The sequence below is a fragment of the Aeromicrobium endophyticum genome, from assembly GCF_003586285.1.
Taxonomy (GTDB): Bacteria; Actinomycetota; Actinomycetes; order Propionibacteriales; family Nocardioidaceae; genus Aeromicrobium; species Aeromicrobium endophyticum.
Window position 1 is genome coordinate 258,643 of record NZ_QUBR01000002.1, and the last position, 19,817, is coordinate 278,459.

The 19,817-nt window shown below is 65.8% G+C and carries 14 protein-coding genes; 9 read left to right on the forward strand and 5 right to left on the reverse strand.

All coding sequences use genetic code 11. The features are described 5' to 3' along the window. Positions 1–83 precede the first annotated feature (83 nt). On the reverse strand, positions 84–644 hold the full coding sequence (locus DX116_RS11840) for a mycothiol transferase (protein WP_119704473.1): 561 nt from the start codon (positions 642–644) through the stop codon (positions 84–86). Beyond that, on the reverse strand, positions 644–1,252 hold the full coding sequence (locus DX116_RS11845) for a hypothetical protein (protein WP_119704474.1): 609 nt from the start codon (positions 1,250–1,252) through the stop codon (positions 644–646). The genes DX116_RS11840 and DX116_RS11845 overlap by 1 nt, the downstream gene beginning before the upstream one ends. Positions 1,253–1,603: 351 nt before the next feature. On the opposite strand from DX116_RS11845, the gene nrdR reads away from it, so the two are divergent. From nrdR to DX116_RS11860, 3 genes are all read left to right on the forward strand, one after another. Continuing rightward, entirely contained in the window at positions 1,604–2,104 is a 501-nt protein-coding gene (gene nrdR, locus DX116_RS11850) for a transcriptional regulator NrdR (RefSeq protein ID WP_119704475.1), read from the forward strand. A 101-nt stretch (positions 2,105–2,205) separates the two neighbouring features. After that, a complete protein-coding gene (locus DX116_RS11855; protein ID WP_119704476.1) occupies positions 2,206–5,157 on the forward strand; it encodes a vitamin B12-dependent ribonucleotide reductase in 2,952 nt (983 codons plus the stop codon). 105 nt (positions 5,158–5,262) lie between these two features. Beyond that, positions 5,263–6,585, forward strand: coding sequence for a DNA cytosine methyltransferase (locus DX116_RS11860; protein ID WP_119704477.1), 1,323 nt, complete (start codon positions 5,263–5,265; stop codon positions 6,583–6,585). On the opposite strand, the gene DX116_RS11865 is transcribed toward DX116_RS11860, so the two are convergent. Then, positions 6,566–7,063: a very short patch repair endonuclease gene (locus DX116_RS11865; RefSeq protein ID WP_119704478.1), complete on the reverse strand. Its 498-nt coding sequence runs from the start codon at positions 7,061–7,063 to the stop codon at positions 6,566–6,568. The two genes, DX116_RS11860 and DX116_RS11865, sit on opposite strands and share 20 nt — an antisense overlap. Next, positions 7,060–8,502, reverse strand: coding sequence for a hypothetical protein (locus tag DX116_RS11870; RefSeq protein WP_147393657.1), 1,443 nt, complete (start codon positions 8,500–8,502; stop codon positions 7,060–7,062). The genes DX116_RS11865 and DX116_RS11870 overlap by 4 nt, the downstream gene beginning before the upstream one ends. Positions 8,503–8,669: 167 nt before the next feature. Between DX116_RS11870 and DX116_RS11875 the strand changes: the two genes are divergently transcribed. The 3 genes from DX116_RS11875 to DX116_RS11885 all read left to right on the forward strand — a co-directional run bounded on the left by DX116_RS11875 (position 8,670) and on the right by DX116_RS11885 (position 12,594). After that, positions 8,670–9,230 (forward strand): hypothetical protein, encoded by a 561-nt coding sequence (locus DX116_RS11875; protein ID WP_147393658.1) that lies wholly within the window; start codon positions 8,670–8,672, stop codon positions 9,228–9,230. Between the two features lie 194 nt (positions 9,231–9,424). Further along, positions 9,425–11,521, forward strand: coding sequence for a putative bifunctional diguanylate cyclase/phosphodiesterase (locus DX116_RS11880; protein WP_119704481.1), 2,097 nt, complete (start codon positions 9,425–9,427; stop codon positions 11,519–11,521). 92 nt (positions 11,522–11,613) lie between these two features. Continuing rightward, positions 11,614–12,594 carry an LLM class flavin-dependent oxidoreductase gene (locus DX116_RS11885; protein WP_119704482.1) on the forward strand — a complete coding sequence of 327 codons (981 nt, stop codon included), beginning with the start codon at positions 11,614–11,616 and terminating at the stop codon, positions 12,592–12,594. Positions 12,595–13,300: 706 nt separating this feature from the next. On the opposite strand, the gene DX116_RS11890 is transcribed toward DX116_RS11885, so the two are convergent. Beyond that, positions 13,301–14,872, reverse strand: a complete 1,572-nt coding sequence (locus DX116_RS11890; protein ID WP_119704483.1) for a DGQHR domain-containing protein — start codon at positions 14,870–14,872, stop codon at positions 13,301–13,303. Between the two features lie 220 nt (positions 14,873–15,092). Between DX116_RS11890 and DX116_RS11895 the strand changes: the two genes are divergently transcribed. The 3 genes from DX116_RS11895 (at position 15,093) to DX116_RS11905 (ending at position 19,786) form a co-directional block, all read left to right on the forward strand. Continuing rightward, positions 15,093–16,577, forward strand: coding sequence for an APC family permease (locus tag DX116_RS11895; RefSeq protein WP_119704484.1), 1,485 nt, complete (start codon positions 15,093–15,095; stop codon positions 16,575–16,577). Further along, positions 16,570–16,875, forward strand: coding sequence for a MarR family transcriptional regulator (locus DX116_RS11900; protein ID WP_119704485.1), 306 nt, complete (start codon positions 16,570–16,572; stop codon positions 16,873–16,875). The genes DX116_RS11895 and DX116_RS11900 overlap by 8 nt, the downstream gene beginning before the upstream one ends. A 151-nt stretch (positions 16,876–17,026) precedes the next feature. Then, positions 17,027–19,786, forward strand: a complete 2,760-nt coding sequence (locus DX116_RS11905) for an amidase family protein (protein ID WP_119704486.1) — start codon at positions 17,027–17,029, stop codon at positions 19,784–19,786. Positions 19,787–19,817: the final 31 nt, after the last annotated feature.

Sequence of the window (19,817 nt, forward strand, 5' to 3'; positions counted from 1 at the left end):
CGTAGGACCGGCACCGCCCTTGCGGGTGAGTTCGGTCACGTCCGCGACAACCTTTTCGCCCGCGCGCGCCACGCGCCGCGTGCCTATTGGCCCACGCGACCGTCCACGCACTCGCGCAGCAGGTCGGCGTGCCCGCAGTGGCGCGCGTACTCCTCGATGCGGTGGACCATGAGCTCGCGGACCGTGATGTCGTCCTTGGCCAGTCGCTCGGCAGGGTCGGGGTGCTCGGCGAGCGCCGCGTCGGTCAGCGACTGCTCACGGGCCAGGTCGGCCCGTGCCGCGTCCACCGCGGCCTGGTCGGCGGCGACGTCGTCGAAGTCGGCGTCGCGGCGGCCGTAGAGCTTGTCGAGCGGGACGCCGTCGATCCAGGTGCGCCAGTCGCGCTCGACCTCGGCGAGGTGACGCAGCAGGCCCAGCAGCGACATCGTCGACGGCGGCACCGATCGGCGCGCCAGCTGGTCGGCGTCCAATCCGTCGCACTTCATCAGCAGGGTGGTGCGGTAGTCGGCGAGGTAGTCGTCGTACGTCGGGATCTCGCCCTCGGGGCTCGGCCCGTCGCTGTTGCGCGGGTCGTCGTCGGGGTCGGCCCACATGTCGGGGTGGACAGTGGCCTGGCTCCAGCGGTCGGGGTGCTCGGGCGTCATCAGACGCGCACCCAGGGGGAGAAGGTGTTGCGCCGGGGGAAGTAGTCGGTCTCCGACCGGTCGTACCGGCGCATCCCGTCGCTCTTGGTGTGCTCGCCCGTGACGACGGTCCTGACGTTGACGCGGAGCTTCGACGGCGCGCCCAGGCAGCCGTCCTTCTTGAGGATCTTGAGGCGTCCGTACCCCTTGGGCGGGTTCCAGTCGATCCTGACCGTCCTGCCGCACCGGCTGGACGTGGGGCCGCCGGTCAGCCACTCCTTGTTCCTGAGGTGCTTGCCCTTGCGGACGGGCGCGACGGAGAACTCGCTGAACAGGGGAGCGGACCAGGCCAGCTCTGGTCCGCTCCGCTTGGGGTCGGTGTCGAGCAGCACCTCGAAGCGGCCTTCGGGGCCCGGGAAGTAGGTGTTGCGCGGGAAGTGGAAGGAGACGCTGACGTACGTGGGTGCGTCGACGACCGTGACCTTGCCGATGTCGAACAGCCCGGCGTTGTTGGTGTCGCCGGTCGGGTCGGTGAAGCTCTTCGTGGTCGCGGAGGCGGGCGATCCGGACAGGGCCAGGGCCAGCGCGACGGCCAGGACGACGATCCGGCGAGGCATCGGTCGGGACATGTCCCCACGATAGGTCCCGGTGACCCCGAAAGGCCCCGTAACAGTTCCCCGACGCGCGGTGTCGCGTGTGGCTGGTGTGACTCGCACTACCCCTGACCTGCGCTTTTCCTGCGGCCCCGGGCCATACCGCAGAAATGTCAGAGCTCTTTGCGAAGGTCGTTGCATGCACCCAGCCCGACGCGTATGGTTACCACTACATCTAGTACTTACACGGATGTAGTTCTCCACATGTGGGTCCACAGGATGTCTCGGTCGGTACACAGATTTCGGCCTGAGTGCACAGCCTGGTCCACAGCTTCATCCCCAACCGGCCGTCAGGCCGGCTCCGACAGCCACGAGAGGAGCACCCTCATGCACTGCCCGTTCTGCAAGAACACCGACACCAAGGTGCTCGACAGTCGCGTGGCCGACGAGGGCGGCGCCATCCGTCGTCGCCGGGTCTGCGCACAGTGCGAGAAGCGGTTCACGACGATCGAGCAGATGCAGCTCATGATCGCCAAGCGGTCCGGTGCCACCGAGCCGTTCATCCGCGACAAGGCCATCGCCGGCGTTGCCAAGGCGTGCAAGGGTCGTCCGGTCTCGGCCGACGACCTCGCCCGTCTGGGCCAGCAGGTCGAGGACGCGCTGCGCGACCGCGGCGCCGCAGAGATCCCCGCGCACGAGGTGGGCATGGCCATCCTCGAGCCGCTCAAGGCGCTCGACGAGGTCGCCTACCTGCGGTTCGCGAGCGTCTACAAGTCGTTCGAGTGCGCCGACGACTTCGCCGCCGAGATCGCGACCCTCATGGTCGCGGCCGCCGACGGCGAGCTCGCCGAAGAAGCGCGCAACACCAGCCCGAAGCAGGGCGGCTGACGGGCTCCGGCCCGTCACCAGAACGTCCCGCACCACCAGCACCCGCACCACCAGCACGAACTTCACTCACGCATGCACGGCAACCACACAGGAGCAGCAGGATGACAGAGACGGTCAGCGGATCCACCGGATCCCCACGCAAGTCGGGCGCCAAGGCCAAGGCCGGAGCCGGCCTCAAGATCGAGCGTGTCTACACGACCGAGGGCGTGCACCCCTACGACGCCGTCACCTGGGAGCGTCGCGACGTCGTCCAGACCAACTGGAAGACCGGCGAGACCGTCTTCGAGCAGCGCGGCGTCGAGTACCCCGACTTCTGGAGCGTCAACGCCTCCACGATCGTCACCACCAAGTACTTCCGCGGCGCCGTCGGCTCGCCCGAGCGTGAGCAGAGCCTCAAGCAGCTGCTCGACCGCGTCGTGCTCACCTACACGCAGGCCGGTCGCGACAACGGCTACTTCACGACTGAAGAGCAGGCCACGATCTTCGAGCACGAGCTGACGCACATGCTCCTGCACCAGGTCTTCAGCTTCAACAGCCCCGTGTGGTTCAACGTCGGCACGTCCAGCCCGCAGCAGGTCAGCGCCTGCTTCATCCTGGCCGTCGACGACTCGATGGACTCGATCCTCAACTGGTACAAGGAGGAGGGCCTGATCTTCAAGGGCGGCTCCGGTGCCGGCCTCAACCTGTCGCGCATCCGCTCGTCCAAGGAGCTGCTCCGCTCCTCGGGCGGTACCGCGTCCGGTCCCGTCTCGTTCATGCGTGGCGCCGACGCGTCCGCCGGCACCATCAAGTCCGGTGGCGCCACGCGTCGTGCGGCCAAGATGGTCGTCCTCGACGTCGACCACCCCGACATCGCCGAGTTCGTCGAGACCAAGGCCAAGGAGGAAGACAAGATCCGCGTCCTGCGCGACGCCGGCTACGACATGGACCTTGGCGGCGCCGACATCACCTCGGTGCAGTACCAGAACGCCAACAACTCCATCCGCGTCAACGACGAGTTCATGCGCGCGGTCGAGGAGGGCAAGGAGTTCGGTCTCCGCGCCCGCACCAACGGCGAGATCATCGAGACCATCGACGCGCAGAAGCTGTGGGACGACATCGCCAAGGCCGCCTGGGCCTGCGCCGATCCCGGCATCCAGTACGACGGCACGATCAACGACTGGCACACCTCGCCCGAGGCCGGACGCATCACGGCATCCAACCCGTGCTCGGAGTACATGCACCTCGACAACTCGAGCTGCAACCTGGCCAGCCTCAACCTGCTGAAGTTCCTCAAGGACGACGGCTCGTTCGACACCGCCACGTTCGTCAAGGCCGTCGAGTTCATCATCACCGCGATGGACATCAGCATCTGCTTCGCCGACTTCCCGACCGAGGCCATCGGCGACACCACGCGCGCCTACCGCCAGCTCGGCATCGGCTTCGCCAACCTCGGCGCGCTGCTCATGGCGTCCGGCCTGGCGTACGACTCCGACGGCGGCCGCGCCCTCGCCGGGTCGATCACGTCGCTGATGACCGGCACGTCCTACCGCCGCTCGGCCGAGATCGCCGGCGTCGTCGGCCCGTACGACGGGTTCAAGCAGAACGCTTCGGCGCACGAGCGCGTCATGCGCAAGCACCAGGCCGCCAACGACGAGATCCGCACGCTGCACTCGATGGACATCGACGTGCACCGCGAGGCTGCCAAGCAGTGGGCCGACAACCTGACGATCGGTGCCAAGAACGGCTGGCGCAACAGCCAGGCGTCCGTCCTGGCCCCGACCGGCACCATCGGCTTCATGATGGACTGCGACACGACGGGCATCGAGCCCGACTTCTCGCTGGTCAAGTTCAAGAAGCTCGTCGGTGGCGGCTCGATGCAGATCGTCAACCAGACCATCCCGGCTGCGCTGCAGAAGCTCAAGTACAACGTCGAGACCATCGAGGCCATCGTCGAGTACATCGCCGAGAACGGTCACGTCGTCGACGCGCCGGGCCTCAAGACCGAGCACTACGAGATCTTCGACACCGCCATGGGCAAGCGCTCCATCAAGCCCATGGGCCACGTGCTGATGATGGCTGCGTGCCAGCCGTTCCTGTCGGGCGCCATCTCCAAGACGGTCAACCTGCCCGAGACGGCCACGGTCGAGGAGATCAAGGACGTCTACTTCCAGGGCTGGAAGCTCGGTCTCAAGGCGCTCGCGGTCTACCGCGACAACTGCAAGGTCGGCCAGCCGCTGTCGGACGGCAAGGAGGCCAAGTCGTCCGGTTCGGTCGAGGTCAAGGAGGTCGTGCGCGAGGTCATCGTCGAGAAGCCGATCCGTCGTCGTCTCCCGAAGTCGCGCCAGGCCATCACGACGTCGTTCTCCGTGGGCGGCGCCGAGGGCTACATGACCTCGGGTGCGCACGAGGACGGCTCGCTCGGCGAGATCTTCATGAAGCTGGGCAAGCAGGGCTCGACCTTGGCCGGCATGATGGACGCCTTCTCGATCGCGATCAGCATCTCGCTGCAGTACGGCGTGCCGCTGGAGACCTTCGTCAGCAAGTTCACCAACATGAAGTTCGAGCCGGCCGGTCTGACCGACGACCCGGACGTCCGCATGAGCCAGTCGATCATGGACTACACGTTCCGTCGCCTGGCCCTGGACTACCTCGACTTCGACACCCGTTCGGCTCTGGGCATCCACTCGGCCGACGAGCGCCAGCGCTACCTCGACACCGGCTCGCACCAGCCCGTCGACAACGCCGGCACGACGGCAGCCGAGCTCGTGGATAACTCCTCGCTCGCCAGCGAGGGAGCGCCAGCGACCGAGCGTGAGGGCGAAGCCCGAGGCGACTCCCAGGTCACCGAGTCTGCCTCGGCGATCGAGTCCCCGTCGGTCTCCGGCGACAGCCACGAGGCAGCCGCCTCGAAGCCCGCCCCGGCCACCGCCCACACGAGCGCCGAGCTCTTCGAGCAGATCACCGGATCCGCCGTCGACTCCCCGCTCTGCATGACCTGCGGGACCAAGATGCGCCCCGCCGGCTCCTGCCACGTGTGCGAGGGCTGCGGCAGCACCAGCGGCTGCAGCTGATCAACCAGTGAACGCGAATGGGCCCCGACCGGCCCGGTCGGGGCCCATCCACAGACACCCAGTTCAATCCCAGAGGCTGTCGCCGGCGAGGAATAAGATTCGAACATGAGCTCGAAAGATCCAGCCTTCACGTTCATCGACCTCTTCGCCGGCATTGGCGGCTTTCATGCCGCGCTCAGCGCGTTGGGTGGTGAGTGTGTCTACGCGTCAGAGATCGACGAGGCAGCCGCCAAGATCTACCAGCACAACTGGGAGATGGAGGTTCACGGCGACATCGTCCCCGAGACCGAACCCGTCGTGAAGGTGCCCAAGCACGACGTCCTCGCGGCCGGATTTCCGTGCCAGCCGTTCTCCAAGTCTGGGTTTCAGCGGGGGATGGACGAAGCCCGCGGCACGCTGTTCTGGAACATCTGCCGAATTCTCGAGGAGCACCGCCCGTCGCTAGTCCTGCTCGAGAATGTGCGCAACATCGCGGGTCCGCGTCACACCCACGAGTGGGACGTGATCATCCGCAGCCTGCGCGACCTTGGCTACCAGGTCTCCTCCACGCCGGCCGTCTTCTCCCCGCACCTGCTCCCGCCCGACATGGGCGGACGACCGCAGATTCGTGAGCGCGTCTTCATCGTCGGGACGTACGTCGGCAACGACACGGCACATGACGAGGTCGAGCCGATCGTCACCAACAGACCGCTGCCGGGCTGGGACCCGCAGCAGTGGTCGCTGGTCAAAGACATCCTTCAGGCCGAGGACGAGATCGAGGATCGCGCCAACTACGAGCTTACCGCGGCTGAGCAGCACTGGGTTCATGTGTGGTCCGAGTTCGTCCGGCGTCTGCGCGCCGTCGATATCCCCAAACTCCCTGGCTTTCCGATCTGGGTCGACGAGTTCGTGCACGAGGACGAACTCTTTGTTCCTGAGGAGACGCCGCGTTGGAAGGCGAACTTCCTCCGCAAGAATTCAGAGTTCTACACCCGCTACAGGTCGGTGCTGAACCCATGGCTAGCAGAGTTCGATGGTCTTCAGGACATGCCTGCGTCCCGGAGGAAGTTCGAGTGGCAGGCGCAGGACGCGCAGTCCCTCGAGGAGTGCATCATGCATTTCCGCCCGTCAGGAATCCGAGCAAAGCGTGCGACCTATGTGCCGGCGCTCGTCGCGATCACCCAGACCACCATCCTCGGCTCGCCGTTACGTCGTCTGACAACCCGTGAAGCCGCGCGCCTGCAAGGGCTCCCGGACTCCTACGACTTCCCGGGCCAGCCCGATGCGCTCACGTACAAGCAGATGGGCAATGGAGTCAACGTTGGCGTGGCTTACCACGTGCTTCGGTCGCAGATGGCCCGTTCTGGTCCGCGCTGGGAAAGCCTTGCGGCATCGACTCCTGCGAACGCGGACGAGGCGCTGAAGGAGATCACGAGGGCCTTCGTCTAGCCTCGACGACTTGGCGGACACGGACAGCCGCGTCAACAGCAGACTCGTGCTCCCAGACGCGGATGACCTCCCACCCGTGCTCTGCAAGCAGACGATTCGTGTCTTCATCGCGTGCCTTGTTGCCCTCGATCTTCCAGTCCCACCACTCACGGTTGGTCGTTGGACGGGTGCCGTGTGCCAGGCAGCCGTGCCAGAAGCACCCGTCGACGAAGACAGCCACCTTCACCTTGGTGAAGGCGATGTCCATGCGGCGACGACGGTTGCCGGGCACATGGACCTGGACGCGGTAGCGAAGGCCCATTGCGTGCAGGGCTGACCGCAGCGCAAGTTCCGGAGCGGTGTCTTGGCGAGCGAGCGTCGACATCTTCGCAGACAAGCGTCCGCCCGGGCTGATGCGGCGCGGTTCGTTGATACTTGCGCGATCGGCCGAGCGAGCTTCATCGCTGGCTTGATTGCTTGGCTCGACACTCTCCGTCATGCAAGAGATTCTTGTTCGGGCCACTCGTAGGAGGCGACGCGGATGCCGTTGTTCGCCTTCACGATGTTCATGTCGAACTTCGGGGGGCGAGGCGCTCCTGGGCCTCCCTTGATCTTGGGAGCCTGGCGTCCCTGGGCTCGTGGAGTCAGCTGACCCGCAAGAATGGCCGCCTCAAGCGCCAACTTGTCTGGCACCCAGTAGGCGTCTACTTGCAAGGGCGTGAACGCCGTCTTCCTGGTCCTGCTGACGCCCGAGTTGGATGGCGCAGCCTGCCTGCCGGAGCGATTCAGCTTCCACGCGTCGTGCCATGCCTTGAACTCACCGGTGTGGTCCATCGTGGCTTGTCCGCTCACCACGAGAAAACCGAGGCCTTGCTCATCTACGCATGCGCGGACGGCACGCTCGTCATTCAGCACCATCACGTCGCTCGCGCGCTTGATGGACGCGCCATCGGTCTGGAAAGCGGTATGCACCTTGATGTCCCAGACCCATGAGAGTCCGTAATCAAAAACCGTTGGGCCGTAGGAACGGATAGGTCCGGGTACCTTCGGTGAGAACGAAGCATTCAGGATGGCCTTGGCCCTTTCCTCGCCGTAGAACCCTTGCCACTCAAGATCGTTCGACCCACGAAGACTTCTTCTCGCCAGCCACTCGACCGCTTGCCGACCATCCCAGTGCACAGGCATCGATGCCAGCAGAGCCGCGGAGAGCGCGTCACCCTCCGCTTCGGGCGTTCCAACCGCGTCAGTGACAGCCTCACCTAGCCGACCCAAGTGCCGCTCGGTGCCGGCGAGAAGCGCGTTGAGCCCAGGAAGCTTGATGGTCTGGCCGGTTGCCGTGAAGTCCGAGGACCACGGAACGTTCAGCGCTTCGGCCAGAGAGGCGCCGAGCCGGTGCTTGCTGCTCGTGTCGATTCGATTGTCGTGTGGAAACAAATTGTGCGCCAGGTTGAGCAGGGCGCTCTTGTGCTCCTTCGAACCAGGGCCGAGCCACTCCCTCGGTGCGTCCGTGAGGGCGGCTATCCGCGTCACGGCTTCGATCTTCGACCGTGCTGGGTTGAAAGCTGCCCATTCGCGCCCGTGGAAACCCGGCAACGACCGCGCTGCGACGCGTTTCAGAGACTGCTCGGCGTACGCGTCGGCTGTTGCCTGCAGCAACGCGTTCACACCGGCGAGGGAGACGCTTGTCTTGACGGCATAAGCCGGTGGCCAGACGACATCGAGTCGATTCGCCAGACGTTCAGCGATCTTGGCACTCGTCCAAGATGGGTCCTCGTCCTCATCCAGTGCTTCGGCGAGTATGGACAGTGCGGCGCGTACCCCCCTCGACCCGCCGGGCGAGCCGCCGACAGGCGCGCCGCCCGTGAGGGCCAGAAGGCGCGAGGTCGCTTCTTCGTACGACTCGGCAGGGAGGAAGATCGCTTGCTGTCGTCCGTTCATGTGTTGGACCGTATCTGGCCAGCACATTTCAGCACATGCAGGACGCGCTGTAGCCGAGTGCGCCTCAGAGCTTGGCAGCACGATGCTCGGCTTCGCCGTTCGCATCTGGTTCAGCCTGGCCTACCGGCTGCCCGTCGAACGACGATACCCGTGCCAGGGTGGTGAGCATGACTGACTTACCTTCTTCCGACGATGAGAACGTTGGCTTGACCACCAGGCAGATCGACGAGATGAGCAATTCGTCTGCCTTCGAGAAGATGATCGAGACGGCGTTCCTCCGCGATCTGCTCGAGCAGATGTGGTTCGGGAGGAGCGAGATCGTCGATGTCATGCACTCGTCTCTAGACGCCTTCGGCTTCGACTTGGTCCTGGAGACGACGAGCGTTCTGAGGCACGTCCAGTTGAAGGCCAGGCGACGCGGGGGCAGGAGTGCCAGATTGAACATCAACACAAAGCTGAGCGAGCGCGCCTCCGGATGTGTGATTTGGATGGAGTGGGCGAAAGCGGCGGATCGCAATTCACTAGAGATCGACTACCGGTGGTTCGGGGGACAGCCTGGTCAACCCCTCCCGCCGCTGGGAGACCGTGTCGCCAAGCACGCCAAGGCGAACGCGCAGGGAGTCAAGAATGAGCGGAGCGGGATTCGGGTGCTGCCGCTGGGCGAGCTTGAGCGAGTGAGCGGCATCGAAGAACTTGCAGATCGCCTATTCGGCACAACGGGTGGCTGACGCGATCCAGTGCGGAAGGGGGATGAGGGGTGGACGTCCGCCCTTCGCCCACTGTCAGATCCTAAGCTCTGCACGTTAGCCGGGGAGCGTCGTGCTGCTCGTGAAGGCGTGGACGCTGTTTGACCTCGTTCCGCAGCAGCGTTCTGGACTTTAAGGTTGCGGCCGCCGGCCTCCTTGCGCTGTTACCGTGAGGCATGTCACAAGAGCATGAGCGTTCCGCCCGGTCGGAGGCCCGGGCCAGCTCGTGGGGGACCGCGATGCAGTACGGCGGCATCGGTCTCTACTCGTGGATCGCCGCCACGCGTGACTTGTCGTGGGACGACCGGCTGACCGAGATGTTCGCTCCGCTCCCGGGCGAGACGGGGCTAGAGGCGTGGCTTCGCCGGGTCCATCCGGACGACCTGGGTCCCTCGCTGGAGGCTTTCGCGCAGTTCCCTGAGGGAACGCTGCCCGAGAACGCGTACCGCATCGTGTTTGACGACGGATCGGTCCGGCACCTGTTGTCGCGCACCACCGACGTGGTGCGCGACCACGAGGGGACTATGATCGAGACGCGAGGAGTGACGGTCGACGTCACGAGCGCCCACGAGTCGGCTGGACGGTTGTCCGCGATGCTCGACTCGATCAGCGACGGCTTCATCCTGCTCGACCGCGAGTTCCGATTCGTCTTCGTGAACCGCAAGGGCCAGGAGATCCTCGAGAGCACCACAGCAGAACTGCTCGGCCGCACGGTCTGGGAGGCGTATCCCGCGGCCGCAGGGTCGCGGTTCGAGGAGGTCTACCGCCGGGTCATGGACGAGCGGGTCGGCGAACGGTTCGAGGAGTTCTACCCCGACCGGCTCAACATCTGGGTTGAGGTGCGCGTGGAGCCCGCCGCCGAGGGGATCCTCATCTACTTCCAGAACGTCACCGATCGCCGCGCGCGTCACGAAGAACGCGAGCGCCTGCTCGAGACCGAACGGATCTTGCGCCAAGAGGCCGAGCGTGCCCGCGAGCAGCTCGCGTATCAGGCCACGCACGACCCGCTGACGGGTCTGGTGAACCGCGGGGAGTTCGCCCGACTGGCACGAGCCGCGATCAACGACGCCCACGCAGCGAACGACGCCGGAGACGCGTCTGATGCGCCGGTCATCGTGTTGTTCATGGACGTCGACAGGTTCAAGCTGGTCAACGACTCCCTGGGTCACGCCGTCGGGGACGCGCTGCTCGTGAAGATCGGTGAACGGCTCTCCGGCCAGGTCCGGAAGGGCGGCGTTCTCGCGCGTCAGGGCGGTGACGAGTTCGTCGTGCTGCTGCGTGACGCGAGCCCGATCGAGGCAGAGGCCGCCGCCGAGCGCATGCGCAGCGTCATCAACGAGACGTTCGACGTCGGCGGGCATCACCTCACGACCACGCTGAGCATCGGCATCGCCGCGTCGAGCCCCGGAGCAACGATCGAGAATCTGCTGCGCGACGCGGATGTGGCGCTGTACCGCGCGAAGGACTCAGGTCGCAACCAGGTGGCATGGTTCGACGGGGAGGGCCACCAGCGGCTGCTCGAACGAATCGCCCTCGAGTCCGACCTGCGTGACGCCGTGGCCGACGACGAGATCGTGCTGCACTTCCAACCGAGCTTCGCTGCGGCCGACAGCGCGCTCCGCGGGGTCGAGGCACTCGCGCGGTGGACTCATCCCGAGCGGGGAGCGGTGTCACCCGAGGTGTTCGTCCCGCTGGCCGAGGAGTGCGGTCTCATCCATCGTCTGGGACGTCACTTGCTAGAGCTCGCCGTTCGCCAGGCGCACCAGTGGAGTGCCTTGCCCGACTTCACCGTCTGGGTCAACGTCTCGGGCCGTGAGCTCACGCCCGGGTACGCCGACTCGGTGCTCAAGCTCCTGGCGCGCGAAGCCGTGCCCGCGCATCGGATCGGCATCGAGGTGACCGAGTCCGTGCTGGCGGACGAGGACGTCGCGGTGCAGGAGCTGGGGCACCTGCACGAAGCAGGCGTGCTCGTCGCCATCGACGACTTCGGCACGGGATACAGCTCGCTGTCGCGGTTGAACTCGCTGCCGGTCTCGTTGCTGAAGATCGACCGGTCCTTCGTGTCCGAGATCGAGACCCCCTTCGGTTACGCGACGGTCGACGTGGTCGTCCGCCTCGCACGGACGCTCGGCGTGGAAACCGTCGCCGAAGGCGTCGAGACGCCGAGACAGCTCGAGCTGCTGCGCGAGGTCGGGGTGGATCTCGCGTCCGGATTCTTCCTCGGCAGGCCGGCAGCGGCTCAGGCCGGTGCTCCGCGAATCATCCAGGGTTGACGACGCGAGGACGGGATGGAATTTGGTGCCCGACGAGTTGTCATTGAGTAGGTGGTGCCGGTCGGCATCACCTAGTCGATGAAGGGTGTTTCATGTCTGTGCCGGTCTCCATCCTCGACCTCGCCACCGTCGGCAAGGACCAGACGATCGCCGAGGCGCTGGCCGGCAGCGTGGCTTTGGCGCAGACGGCGGAACGACTCGGCTATCAGCGGGTTTGGTACGCCGAGCACCACAACATGGCGTCCATCGCGTCGTCTGCGACGTCGGTGCTGATCGCTCACGTGGCCGCCCACACCAGCACCATCCGGCTCGGCTCCGGGGGAGTGATGCTGCCGAACCACTCGCCGCTGACGATCGCCGAGCAGTTCGGCACGTTGGAGACCCTTCACCCCGGACGCATCGACCTCGGCCTGGGCCGCGCACCCGGCAGCGACCAGAACACGATGCACGCCCTCCGGCGCAACGCCACGTCGTCGGACGCCTTCCCCCAGGACGTCCTCGAGCTGCAGGGCTACCTGCGCGGCGAGTCACGCATCCCGGACGTCTCCGCCTACCCGGGCACCGGCACGAATGTCCCGCTCTACATCCTCGGCTCGTCGCTGTTCGGCGCCGGACTGGCTGCGGCCCTCGGCCTGCCGTATGCCTTCGCGTCGCACTTCGCGCCGGCCGCCCTGCACGACGCGATCGCGCTGTACCGCAGCGAGTTCAAGCCGTCCGAGCAGCTCGACAAGCCCTACCTGATGGCTGCGTACAACGTCTTCGCCGCCGACGACCAGGCCGCCGCCGAGCGCCAGCAGCTCGAGGTCGCTCGAAGCCGCGTGGCACTGCTCCTGCGCCCGGGCACGAAGTACACCGACGAGCAGGCCGACGAGGTGCTCGCGTCGCCGCAGGGCCAGCACCTGCGTGAAATGATGACGTACAGCGCCGCCGGCACCCCCGACGTCGTGCTCAAGCACGTCGAGCACTTCGTGGAGGAGACCGGTGTCGACGAGCTGATCGTCACCCACCAGGGGGCGACCGTCGAGCAGCGGCTGCGGTCGGCCGAGCTGTTCGCAGAGAGCTACGTTCACTGAGTAACTCCGGCCAGCCTTGCTCGAGGATAGTTCTGTTGACCGAGGCGAGAACTAGGAACTAGGCGCCTAGCGCCTTGTGCTTGCTAGCGGCCACAGACTTTCTGCCTTAACAAGTTGTACGGAGCGTGATCCACGCCAGCACAGAGATTCGTTAGGGTGTTCAAAATTTTCTCGAATGTATCGCTTTTAGTGACCCGTCCAAATAAAGCACACATCAGAATTCACTGTATCGCGTGCCTCAATGCTGTTCTTCGAGTGCGGAGGGCGTGGTCAAGCCAGTTGTGCCGCAGAGTCCAGGAAGGGTACACGTGAACATCGCTTGACTTGACACGGTTGTGCAAGCGGCACAGGGTTATCCGGTTGTCGTACGAGGAAGGACCGCCCAGAGAGGCCGGAAATAAGTGGTCCGATTCGGGGCTGTCCCACGTTGTTAGTCGACATTCGTACCCCCACAGATCCGCCGCTTGGCATTCGCCTGCAGGCGTGGCGCCTAATGTGGATGCGAATTGTCGTGGCCCTAGGATTGTTCGCTGGAGTTCGGGCGTGAATAGTAGTCTTAGCCACGTTGGGTGGATCAAAGCAAAAGTCCTCGGTCCCGCTGTCGACGCCTCCGCCTCCATCGAGATAAGGTCAGGCCACTCCGATAGTGAAATTCGATCCAGCTCGTGAAGGTATTCACGCGCGTAACCCACGCGCTCTGATGGTGTCAAGACCATTTAACTGTCAGACTCGCATTGCCAAACTCGGCGCCGTAGTGTTCCATGCTGATGTTGACTTCGAGCGACGTGCTGTCTAATTCGGCCAAATTGATTCCACTGCCTGTGAGGGCTGAAAATTTGCGCGGCCGTCCCATGGCGTTTGGCTCATATGCCTCAACCTTTCCGACGTTTGGGGACGACTGAGCGCCGGACCACTCGCGTCCTGGCTGCAAAATCTTCATGTGTCGCCGATCCCCAATATCACGAGTTGGCTTGTTGCCGTTCATGAGTTTCACCAAAAGATAGTCCTTCTTGATCGGTCGGCCTTCCGTTGTGGTGTGCCTGAAAAGGACGGTAACTTGCGCGTTATTCCCACGAAAGTAGTCGGCGAGGTTGTCGATGTCGTCTGGCAAGATTCCTTGAATCATCACGTTTGGAAAAATCGTTTCAGCGAGTTTCCTTGACGTGTTGCCGGCGTTTCCACCCCGCGTCGAGGCCCAGGTGTTGAAGTTCCAGTCGGTCTTGTGGAAGTTCAGAGACCTAAACAGGTCGAGCCAGGAATTGGGTGGACCCAAGTGGGCCAGCCGACGCAAAACACCAACAATGAAGCCGTCTTGCATTACTTTGTGCGCGTAAGTTCCCTTGCCAAAGAATACGCTTTCGTCGTGCGGCATTGCGATTGCTTTCGTTAAAGCGCTGTAGGCGAGAGCAAGTTGCTCGGCCAGCTCCTGCGGGTCGAGGATGCCGTTTTGTAGATAAAAGTGTTTGAGGATGAGATCCTTCAGTTCCGGGCTCGAGTAATGGAACCCCGCCAACGTTGCTGGAGGGGTTGTTCCTTGCTCCGGGTTGAAGACGATGCCGTTGAGCCACGGATTCGGGTCGGGCGTCGAAAATGACACGTCGCCGCAGAGGTGCGCAACCGCTTCGAATGAAGATCGGTGAGCCTCGGAGCCGGCAACGGTGGGTGCGTACCGATCCAATTCGTACGAGTACGTCAGCCATTCCTCGTGAATGGGATTCAAGCCCTTTGCTGTAACAGTGACCTGTGCAAAGATATGTGCAAAGTCCCGACCGCTGTAGGCGGTCTGGCCGGGAGCGTTCAGCAGGAGGACGATCGGAATGGGGTTATCGGCCTGAGAACTCTTGGCAAGGCCGTTTATTCGGTGTTGCCCGTCCAGGATCCATAAAGGCTTTGCATCGGACTCTTGAGGAATGGGCACGTCGATTTGCCAAAGAGTGGTAGGGGTGCCGTCGGGAGCGTTCAGCACCTTCGGTTCTAGGCCAGCGTGATCTATGTTTGCGCTAAGTAGGACTGGGTTGGGCATGATTTCGTCGCTGCTAGAGAAGACGTCAGCTATGGCAGTCACTCGCGCATTTTCCAAAGGGCGCTGCCAGCTGCTCACCGGGGGCTGAAGAACACGTTGAGCAATCTCGCGATGTGGGTCATTTGTTCCGTACGCTGGCGCAACTGCCACCTTCACTAGATCGGATGGCCTAGCGAACCCGACGTATACCGGGTATTTCTTCTTGGCAGTGTGAACGACATCTTTCAGGCAGTCGATGCGTACGGATGGATGCATTGGGTGCTCCAAGAACTAGACGGGGAGACATGTTTGGGTCGCAATAGTCGCATGCTGCTGGGTCTCGGGTCCGCCCGAGCGTTTCGACGCTCTTCGTGTCCACCCTCGAAGTGGCGCGTCGAGGAACGACGTAACGACGCCGAAACCCGCAGCAATCCGGATGGTCACACTGTCGTCCTAGCGTGACGTCCGGCATGGACACCACAGAATTTCACGACGCATGAGCAGCCGAGACCGGGCTGCGCGGCCGCGGCCGTCGCTCAGGTTCCGCGACCGGTCCGTCTTCGACGGGGTGGCGCGCCGCGAGGTGGGTAGCGCCGACGTGCTGGCCCACTCGGTGGCGGTGCTGGTGCCGTCGCTGACCGCACTGGGCACCGGACTCGCCCTGCCCGGCATGGTCGGCCCCGGCTTCTGGATCAGCACGCTGCTCGGCTTCGGCCTTGTCTGGCTGCTCGGGTCGACGTTCGGCGAGTTCGCCTCGAGGTTCACGTCCGCGGGCACTCTCTACACCTTCGTCGCGAAGGGCTTCGGCCCGCTACCGGCTCTCGTCGTCGGTGGGGCCCTCATGATCGGCTACGGCGCGATCATCGGGTTCGGGCTCACGGACGCGTCGGGGCGCTTCGACGCCGCGATCGACGCGGGCCTGCCCGACACCCCGGGCGGTGGTCTACGCGTCGCGACCGTGTTCGTCGCCTGCGTGCTGGCGTGCCTGTTCGCGATGCGCCGAGGCATCCAGTGGACGAGCCGGGTCGTGATGGCGGTGGAGGCCGTCAGCCTCGTCGTGCTCGCGATCGTCCTGTGGACGTGGACGACGCGCTACGGCCTGCCGTCGTGGACCGCCCTGTCGCTCGACGGTGCCTCACCGACACGCATCCTGCTCGGCGCCGCCGGGGTCGTGACGCTGACGCTGGCGTTCGAGAGCTCGGCCTCCCTGGCGCTGGAGACCAAGCGACCGCTGCACGACGTGCCGTGGGCCCTGCGCAACAGCCTGCTGGTCGCGGCCGGCCTGTTCGTGCTCGCGAACCTCGTGGCGACGACCCGCCCCGCGGACGCGCCGTCCATCTGGAGCTGGCGGTGGTTCGCACCGGGCCAGGCGACCTCAGTCGCGGACGCGCTCGTGCTGCTCGTCCTCGCCACGTCGCTCCTGGCTCTGGCCATGTGCGTCTGGTCCGCCCTGGCCCGGCTGCTGTTCTCGTTGGCTCGCGAGGGCGTCCTGCCCAGCTGGCTGGGTCGCGTCGACGGCCATGGCGTGCCGTTCGCCGCTGTCCTCGCGGTGACGCCCCTGGCCCTGGCGGTTCCCGTCGGGGCGATGGTCACGGGCACCGACATCGGCGCGTTCGCGTGGCAGCTCAAGCAGTCCGGCGGCGTGGTGATCTGCGTGGCCTACGCGGCGGCGGCCTTCGCGCTGCCGCGCTTCCTCTGGCTGATCGACGAGATCTCGTGGAAGCCTGCGCTGTGTGCCGGGGCAGCAGGTGTCGGTGCGGTGGCCGTGGCGGTGACGCAGCTGGTGGCCGAGCTCCGCGACGGCACGTGGCTGGCGCTCGGCCTCCTCGCGGCAGCCGCCGGCATCGGGCAGCTGATGCAGCGACGCGTCCGGTCGGCGGCGAGCCTCGACGAGCTCTACGTCGGCATGCACGACGCCGCCGTGGCCTCGCAGGTCGTGCTCGGTCCGGAACCTCCGCACGGGGCTCACGCCGATGTCTGACTCCTATGACTTCCTCGCTCGCCAGCCCAGCGCGGTCGACAGCGCCTTCGCGGTGCTGGAGGCCGTCGCCCGCATCGGGCCCGGCGTGACGGCACGCCAGCTCGTCGACGACCTGCCGATGTCTCGGGCCGGCGTCTACCGCGTCCTCAAGCACCTGGTGGCCAACGAGTACCTCGTGCGCACCCCCGACCTGCGTGGCTTCGTGATCGGCGAACGGGTCGCCGCGCTGGGTCGGGTCCGACCCCCGTCCCACGCCGACGAGGGGTCTGACGACGCCTTGCGCGTGCTGCACGAGTGACCTCGGACGACGGCTGGACCGGTGCGTCCCAGGTGTCTCATTTGGAAGAACCAAGCCTTGACGCAGACGGAACTCCCGGGTGACTCGCCGTCGATGTACTGGTCTCGGCCGCCCTGATCCGGGCGGCCGACACCCCCCATCAAGGAGTCACATGACACGCGAGTCGAGTCGGCGGCAGCGCCGCAGGCAACGTCTGATCCCCACCGTCCTCGTCGGCGGCCTCGTGGCCGGTGCCATCAGCGTCGCGGCCCCGTCCAACGCCCTGAACACCGCGACGCTCGCCGGGTCGCAGACCTGGACCGTGCACGACGCGTCGTTCCCGGGTCTCGACACCGGCAGCGTCCGGACGACGTCCGGCGGGGCCCTGCAGGGCTACGGCGGCCTGCGCGTCGACGTCCAGGGAGGCGTCAGCCCGCTCAACGGCATCCTGCTGCGCGGGTTCGGCATCACGTACGACGGTCGCGGCACGTTCGACACGACGCAGGGCGTGAAGGTCGACGGCGTGGTCGTCCAGCGCAACCTGACGGTCGGCACGGACAAGGCCTACGGTCGGTTCCTCGACTCGTTCACCAACACGACGAAGAAGACCGTCGTGGTCGACGTCGCCTTCGGCGGCCAGCTCGGCTACGGCACCGGCAACAACAAGGCCTCGGTCGCCACGACGTCGAACGGCGACGCGTCGATCACGACCGCCGACGGCTGGGCGTCGTTCGACACGGCCGCCGGACCCACGCGACGTCCGTCGGCGACGGTCACCGGCACGCCCGGCACCGCCGGCGCGCTGACCCGCGTCGGCAACTTCCTGCGCGACCCGTTCGAGAACAGCTTCGCCTCGGCGGGCGCGGACGAGAACAACCACCCGGGGTTCGTGCACGGCCTGACGATCGCCCCGGGCGACACCGTCTCGCTGGCGCAGTACGTGGTCACGGGGGGCACGAGCGTCTCCGACGTCGGCGCCACGGCCTCGTCGCTGCTGACGTCGCCGGACGTGTCGGGGCTGAGCAGCAGCGAGATCTGCTCGATCGTCAACTTCCCGAAGACGGCCGTCGGCACCACGGACGCGGCCTGCACCCCGGGCACGCGTGCGCCGATCACCAACGAGGTCAAGAACGCGACGCAGGCCGAGACCGTCACCACGACGTCGCCGTACGACCCCATCGGCAAGGACATCACGACCCTGCTCGCCGACTTCGAGTCGCGCAAGACCAACTCGCAGCAGGTCGTCCGCGCGTACCTCGACCGCATCGCGGCCTACGACCGCGGAGCGTTCGGACTGCACTCGGTGCTGTCCGTCGCACCCGACGCGATGAAGCAGGCCCGTGCCGCGGACGCCGCGCGCAAGGCCGGCGACAAGCGCCCGCTGCTCGGCGTGCCGATCCTGGCCAAGGACATCATCGACACCAAGGACATGCCCACGACCGGCGGCTCCGACCTCTTCGACGGGTGGACGCCCAAGGACGACTCGTACCAGGTCAAGAAGCTGCGTGAGGCGGGCGCGATCATCGTCGGCAAGGCCAACCTGTCGCGCTTCGCGCAGAGCGGTCACTTCAGCGAGAGCCACTACGGCCAGGTGTGGAACGCCTTCGACCCGTCCAAGAGCTCGATCGGCTCCAGCGGCGGATCGGCCGTCGCCGTCGCGTCGAGCTTCGGCGCCGCAGCCCTCGGCACCCAGACCGGCGACTCGCTGTGGGGTCCGTCGTGGGGCGGCAGCCTCTACTCGCTGCGTGGCACGGACGGCATGCAGTCCAGCGACGGCACCATGCCGCTGACGCTGATCCAGGACTACGTGGGCTTCATCGCCCAGTCGCTGCCCGACCTGTCGCTGCTGCTCAACGCCTCGGCGACGACGGACAACCCGGCGGACGTGCTCGACGACGTCGCGAACGGCAAGCGTCCGTCGGACTGGAGGACGTTCCTGAAGGCCGACGCGCTCAAGGGCAAGGTCATCGGCATCCCCGCCGGCGCCTACGACGACCCGTTCGGCACGACCGTCACGAGCGACGCCCTGAAGGCGCAGTTCGCGGTGTTCGAGCAGGCCGGCGCGACGATCAAGCAGATCCCGGCGGCCCCCGCGGCGCCGACGCGGCCCGACTTCGGCAGCCTCGGCAACGAGGGATGGCGTCAGTGGTTCGCCGCGCACCCGGACGCACCGACGACGCTCGACCAGGTCTCGACCGGCAACGGCTCGACCAACGAGCAGCAGCGGGCGTTCGAGGCGTACCGAGCCCAGTACCGCGCCCTGCTGGAGAAGTGGATGTCGGACAACGGCGCCGATGCCGTCCTGTACCCGCAGGGCCTGAGCGACATCCACCTCAACGACACGATCGGCAACAGCTTCGGACGTCTCGACCCGCAGTCGTCCGCGGCCGGTGTCCCGACGGCGATCTTCCCGGCCGGCGTCAACGCCAACGGGACGCCCATCGGCTTCCAGCTGCAGGGCGCGGCGTTCCAGGACGGCGAGCTGCTGGGCATGGCGTACGCGTACGACACGATCGCCAAGGGTCGCCAGATCCCGACGATCACGCCGGCGCTGGCCTACGACGCCGACGCGATCCCCAACCCGGTCGAGCCGCTCGAGCCGATCCCGACCCAGCCCGCTCCCAGCGTGCCGGTGAAGATCGCCTCGGCCGTCTCGTTCAAGCTCTCGTCGAGCTCGATCAAGGCCGGCAAGAACGGCAAGGTGACGGTGGCCGTCAAGGCGTCCGGCGTCTCCGGGCCGCTCGGGACCATCCGGGTCAAGAAGGGGTCGAAGACCCTGAAGACCGTCACGTTCCGCGCCAAGGACAAGGGGAAGAGAACCTTTACCCTGCCCAAGCTGGGCAAGGGCAAGCACCGCCTGAAGGTGGTCTACTCCGGAGGCGGCGACGTGAAGGGCAAGACGTCCACGACCCGGACGTTGCGGGTCAAGTAGGGCACGACTGAGAAGTAGGGGCGGAGACCTG

Excerpts from the sequence above, each read along its gene's own strand:
- DX116_RS11855 (WP_119704476.1), top strand. The coding sequence starts at position 2,206 with ATGACAGAGACGGTCAGCGGATCCACCGGATCCCCACGCAAGTCGGGC.
- DX116_RS11905 (WP_119704486.1), top strand. The coding sequence starts at position 17,027 with ATGACACGCGAGTCGAGTCGGCGGCAGCGCCGCAGGCAACGTCTGATC.
- DX116_RS11895 (WP_119704484.1), top strand. The coding sequence starts at position 15,093 with ATGAGCAGCCGAGACCGGGCTGCGCGGCCGCGGCCGTCGCTCAGGTTC.
- DX116_RS11880 (WP_119704481.1), top strand. The coding sequence starts at position 9,425 with ATGTCACAAGAGCATGAGCGTTCCGCCCGGTCGGAGGCCCGGGCCAGC.
- DX116_RS11875 (WP_147393658.1), top strand. The coding sequence starts at position 8,670 with ATGACTGACTTACCTTCTTCCGACGATGAGAACGTTGGCTTGACCACC.
- DX116_RS11885 (WP_119704482.1), top strand. The coding sequence starts at position 11,614 with ATGTCTGTGCCGGTCTCCATCCTCGACCTCGCCACCGTCGGCAAGGAC.
- DX116_RS11900 (WP_119704485.1), top strand. The coding sequence starts at position 16,570 with ATGTCTGACTCCTATGACTTCCTCGCTCGCCAGCCCAGCGCGGTCGAC.
- DX116_RS11860 (WP_119704477.1), top strand. The coding sequence starts at position 5,263 with ATGAGCTCGAAAGATCCAGCCTTCACGTTCATCGACCTCTTCGCCGGC.
- DX116_RS11845 (WP_119704474.1), bottom strand. The coding sequence starts at position 1,252 with ATGTCCCGACCGATGCCTCGCCGGATCGTCGTCCTGGCCGTCGCGCTG.
- nrdR (WP_119704475.1), top strand. The coding sequence starts at position 1,604 with ATGCACTGCCCGTTCTGCAAGAACACCGACACCAAGGTGCTCGACAGT.
- DX116_RS11865 (WP_119704478.1), bottom strand. The coding sequence starts at position 7,063 with ATGACGGAGAGTGTCGAGCCAAGCAATCAAGCCAGCGATGAAGCTCGC.
- DX116_RS11890 (WP_119704483.1), bottom strand. The coding sequence starts at position 14,872 with ATGCATCCATCCGTACGCATCGACTGCCTGAAAGATGTCGTTCACACT.
- DX116_RS11870 (WP_147393657.1), bottom strand. The coding sequence starts at position 8,502 with ATGAACGGACGACAGCAAGCGATCTTCCTCCCTGCCGAGTCGTACGAA.
- DX116_RS11840 (WP_119704473.1), bottom strand. The coding sequence starts at position 644 with ATGACGCCCGAGCACCCCGACCGCTGGAGCCAGGCCACTGTCCACCCC.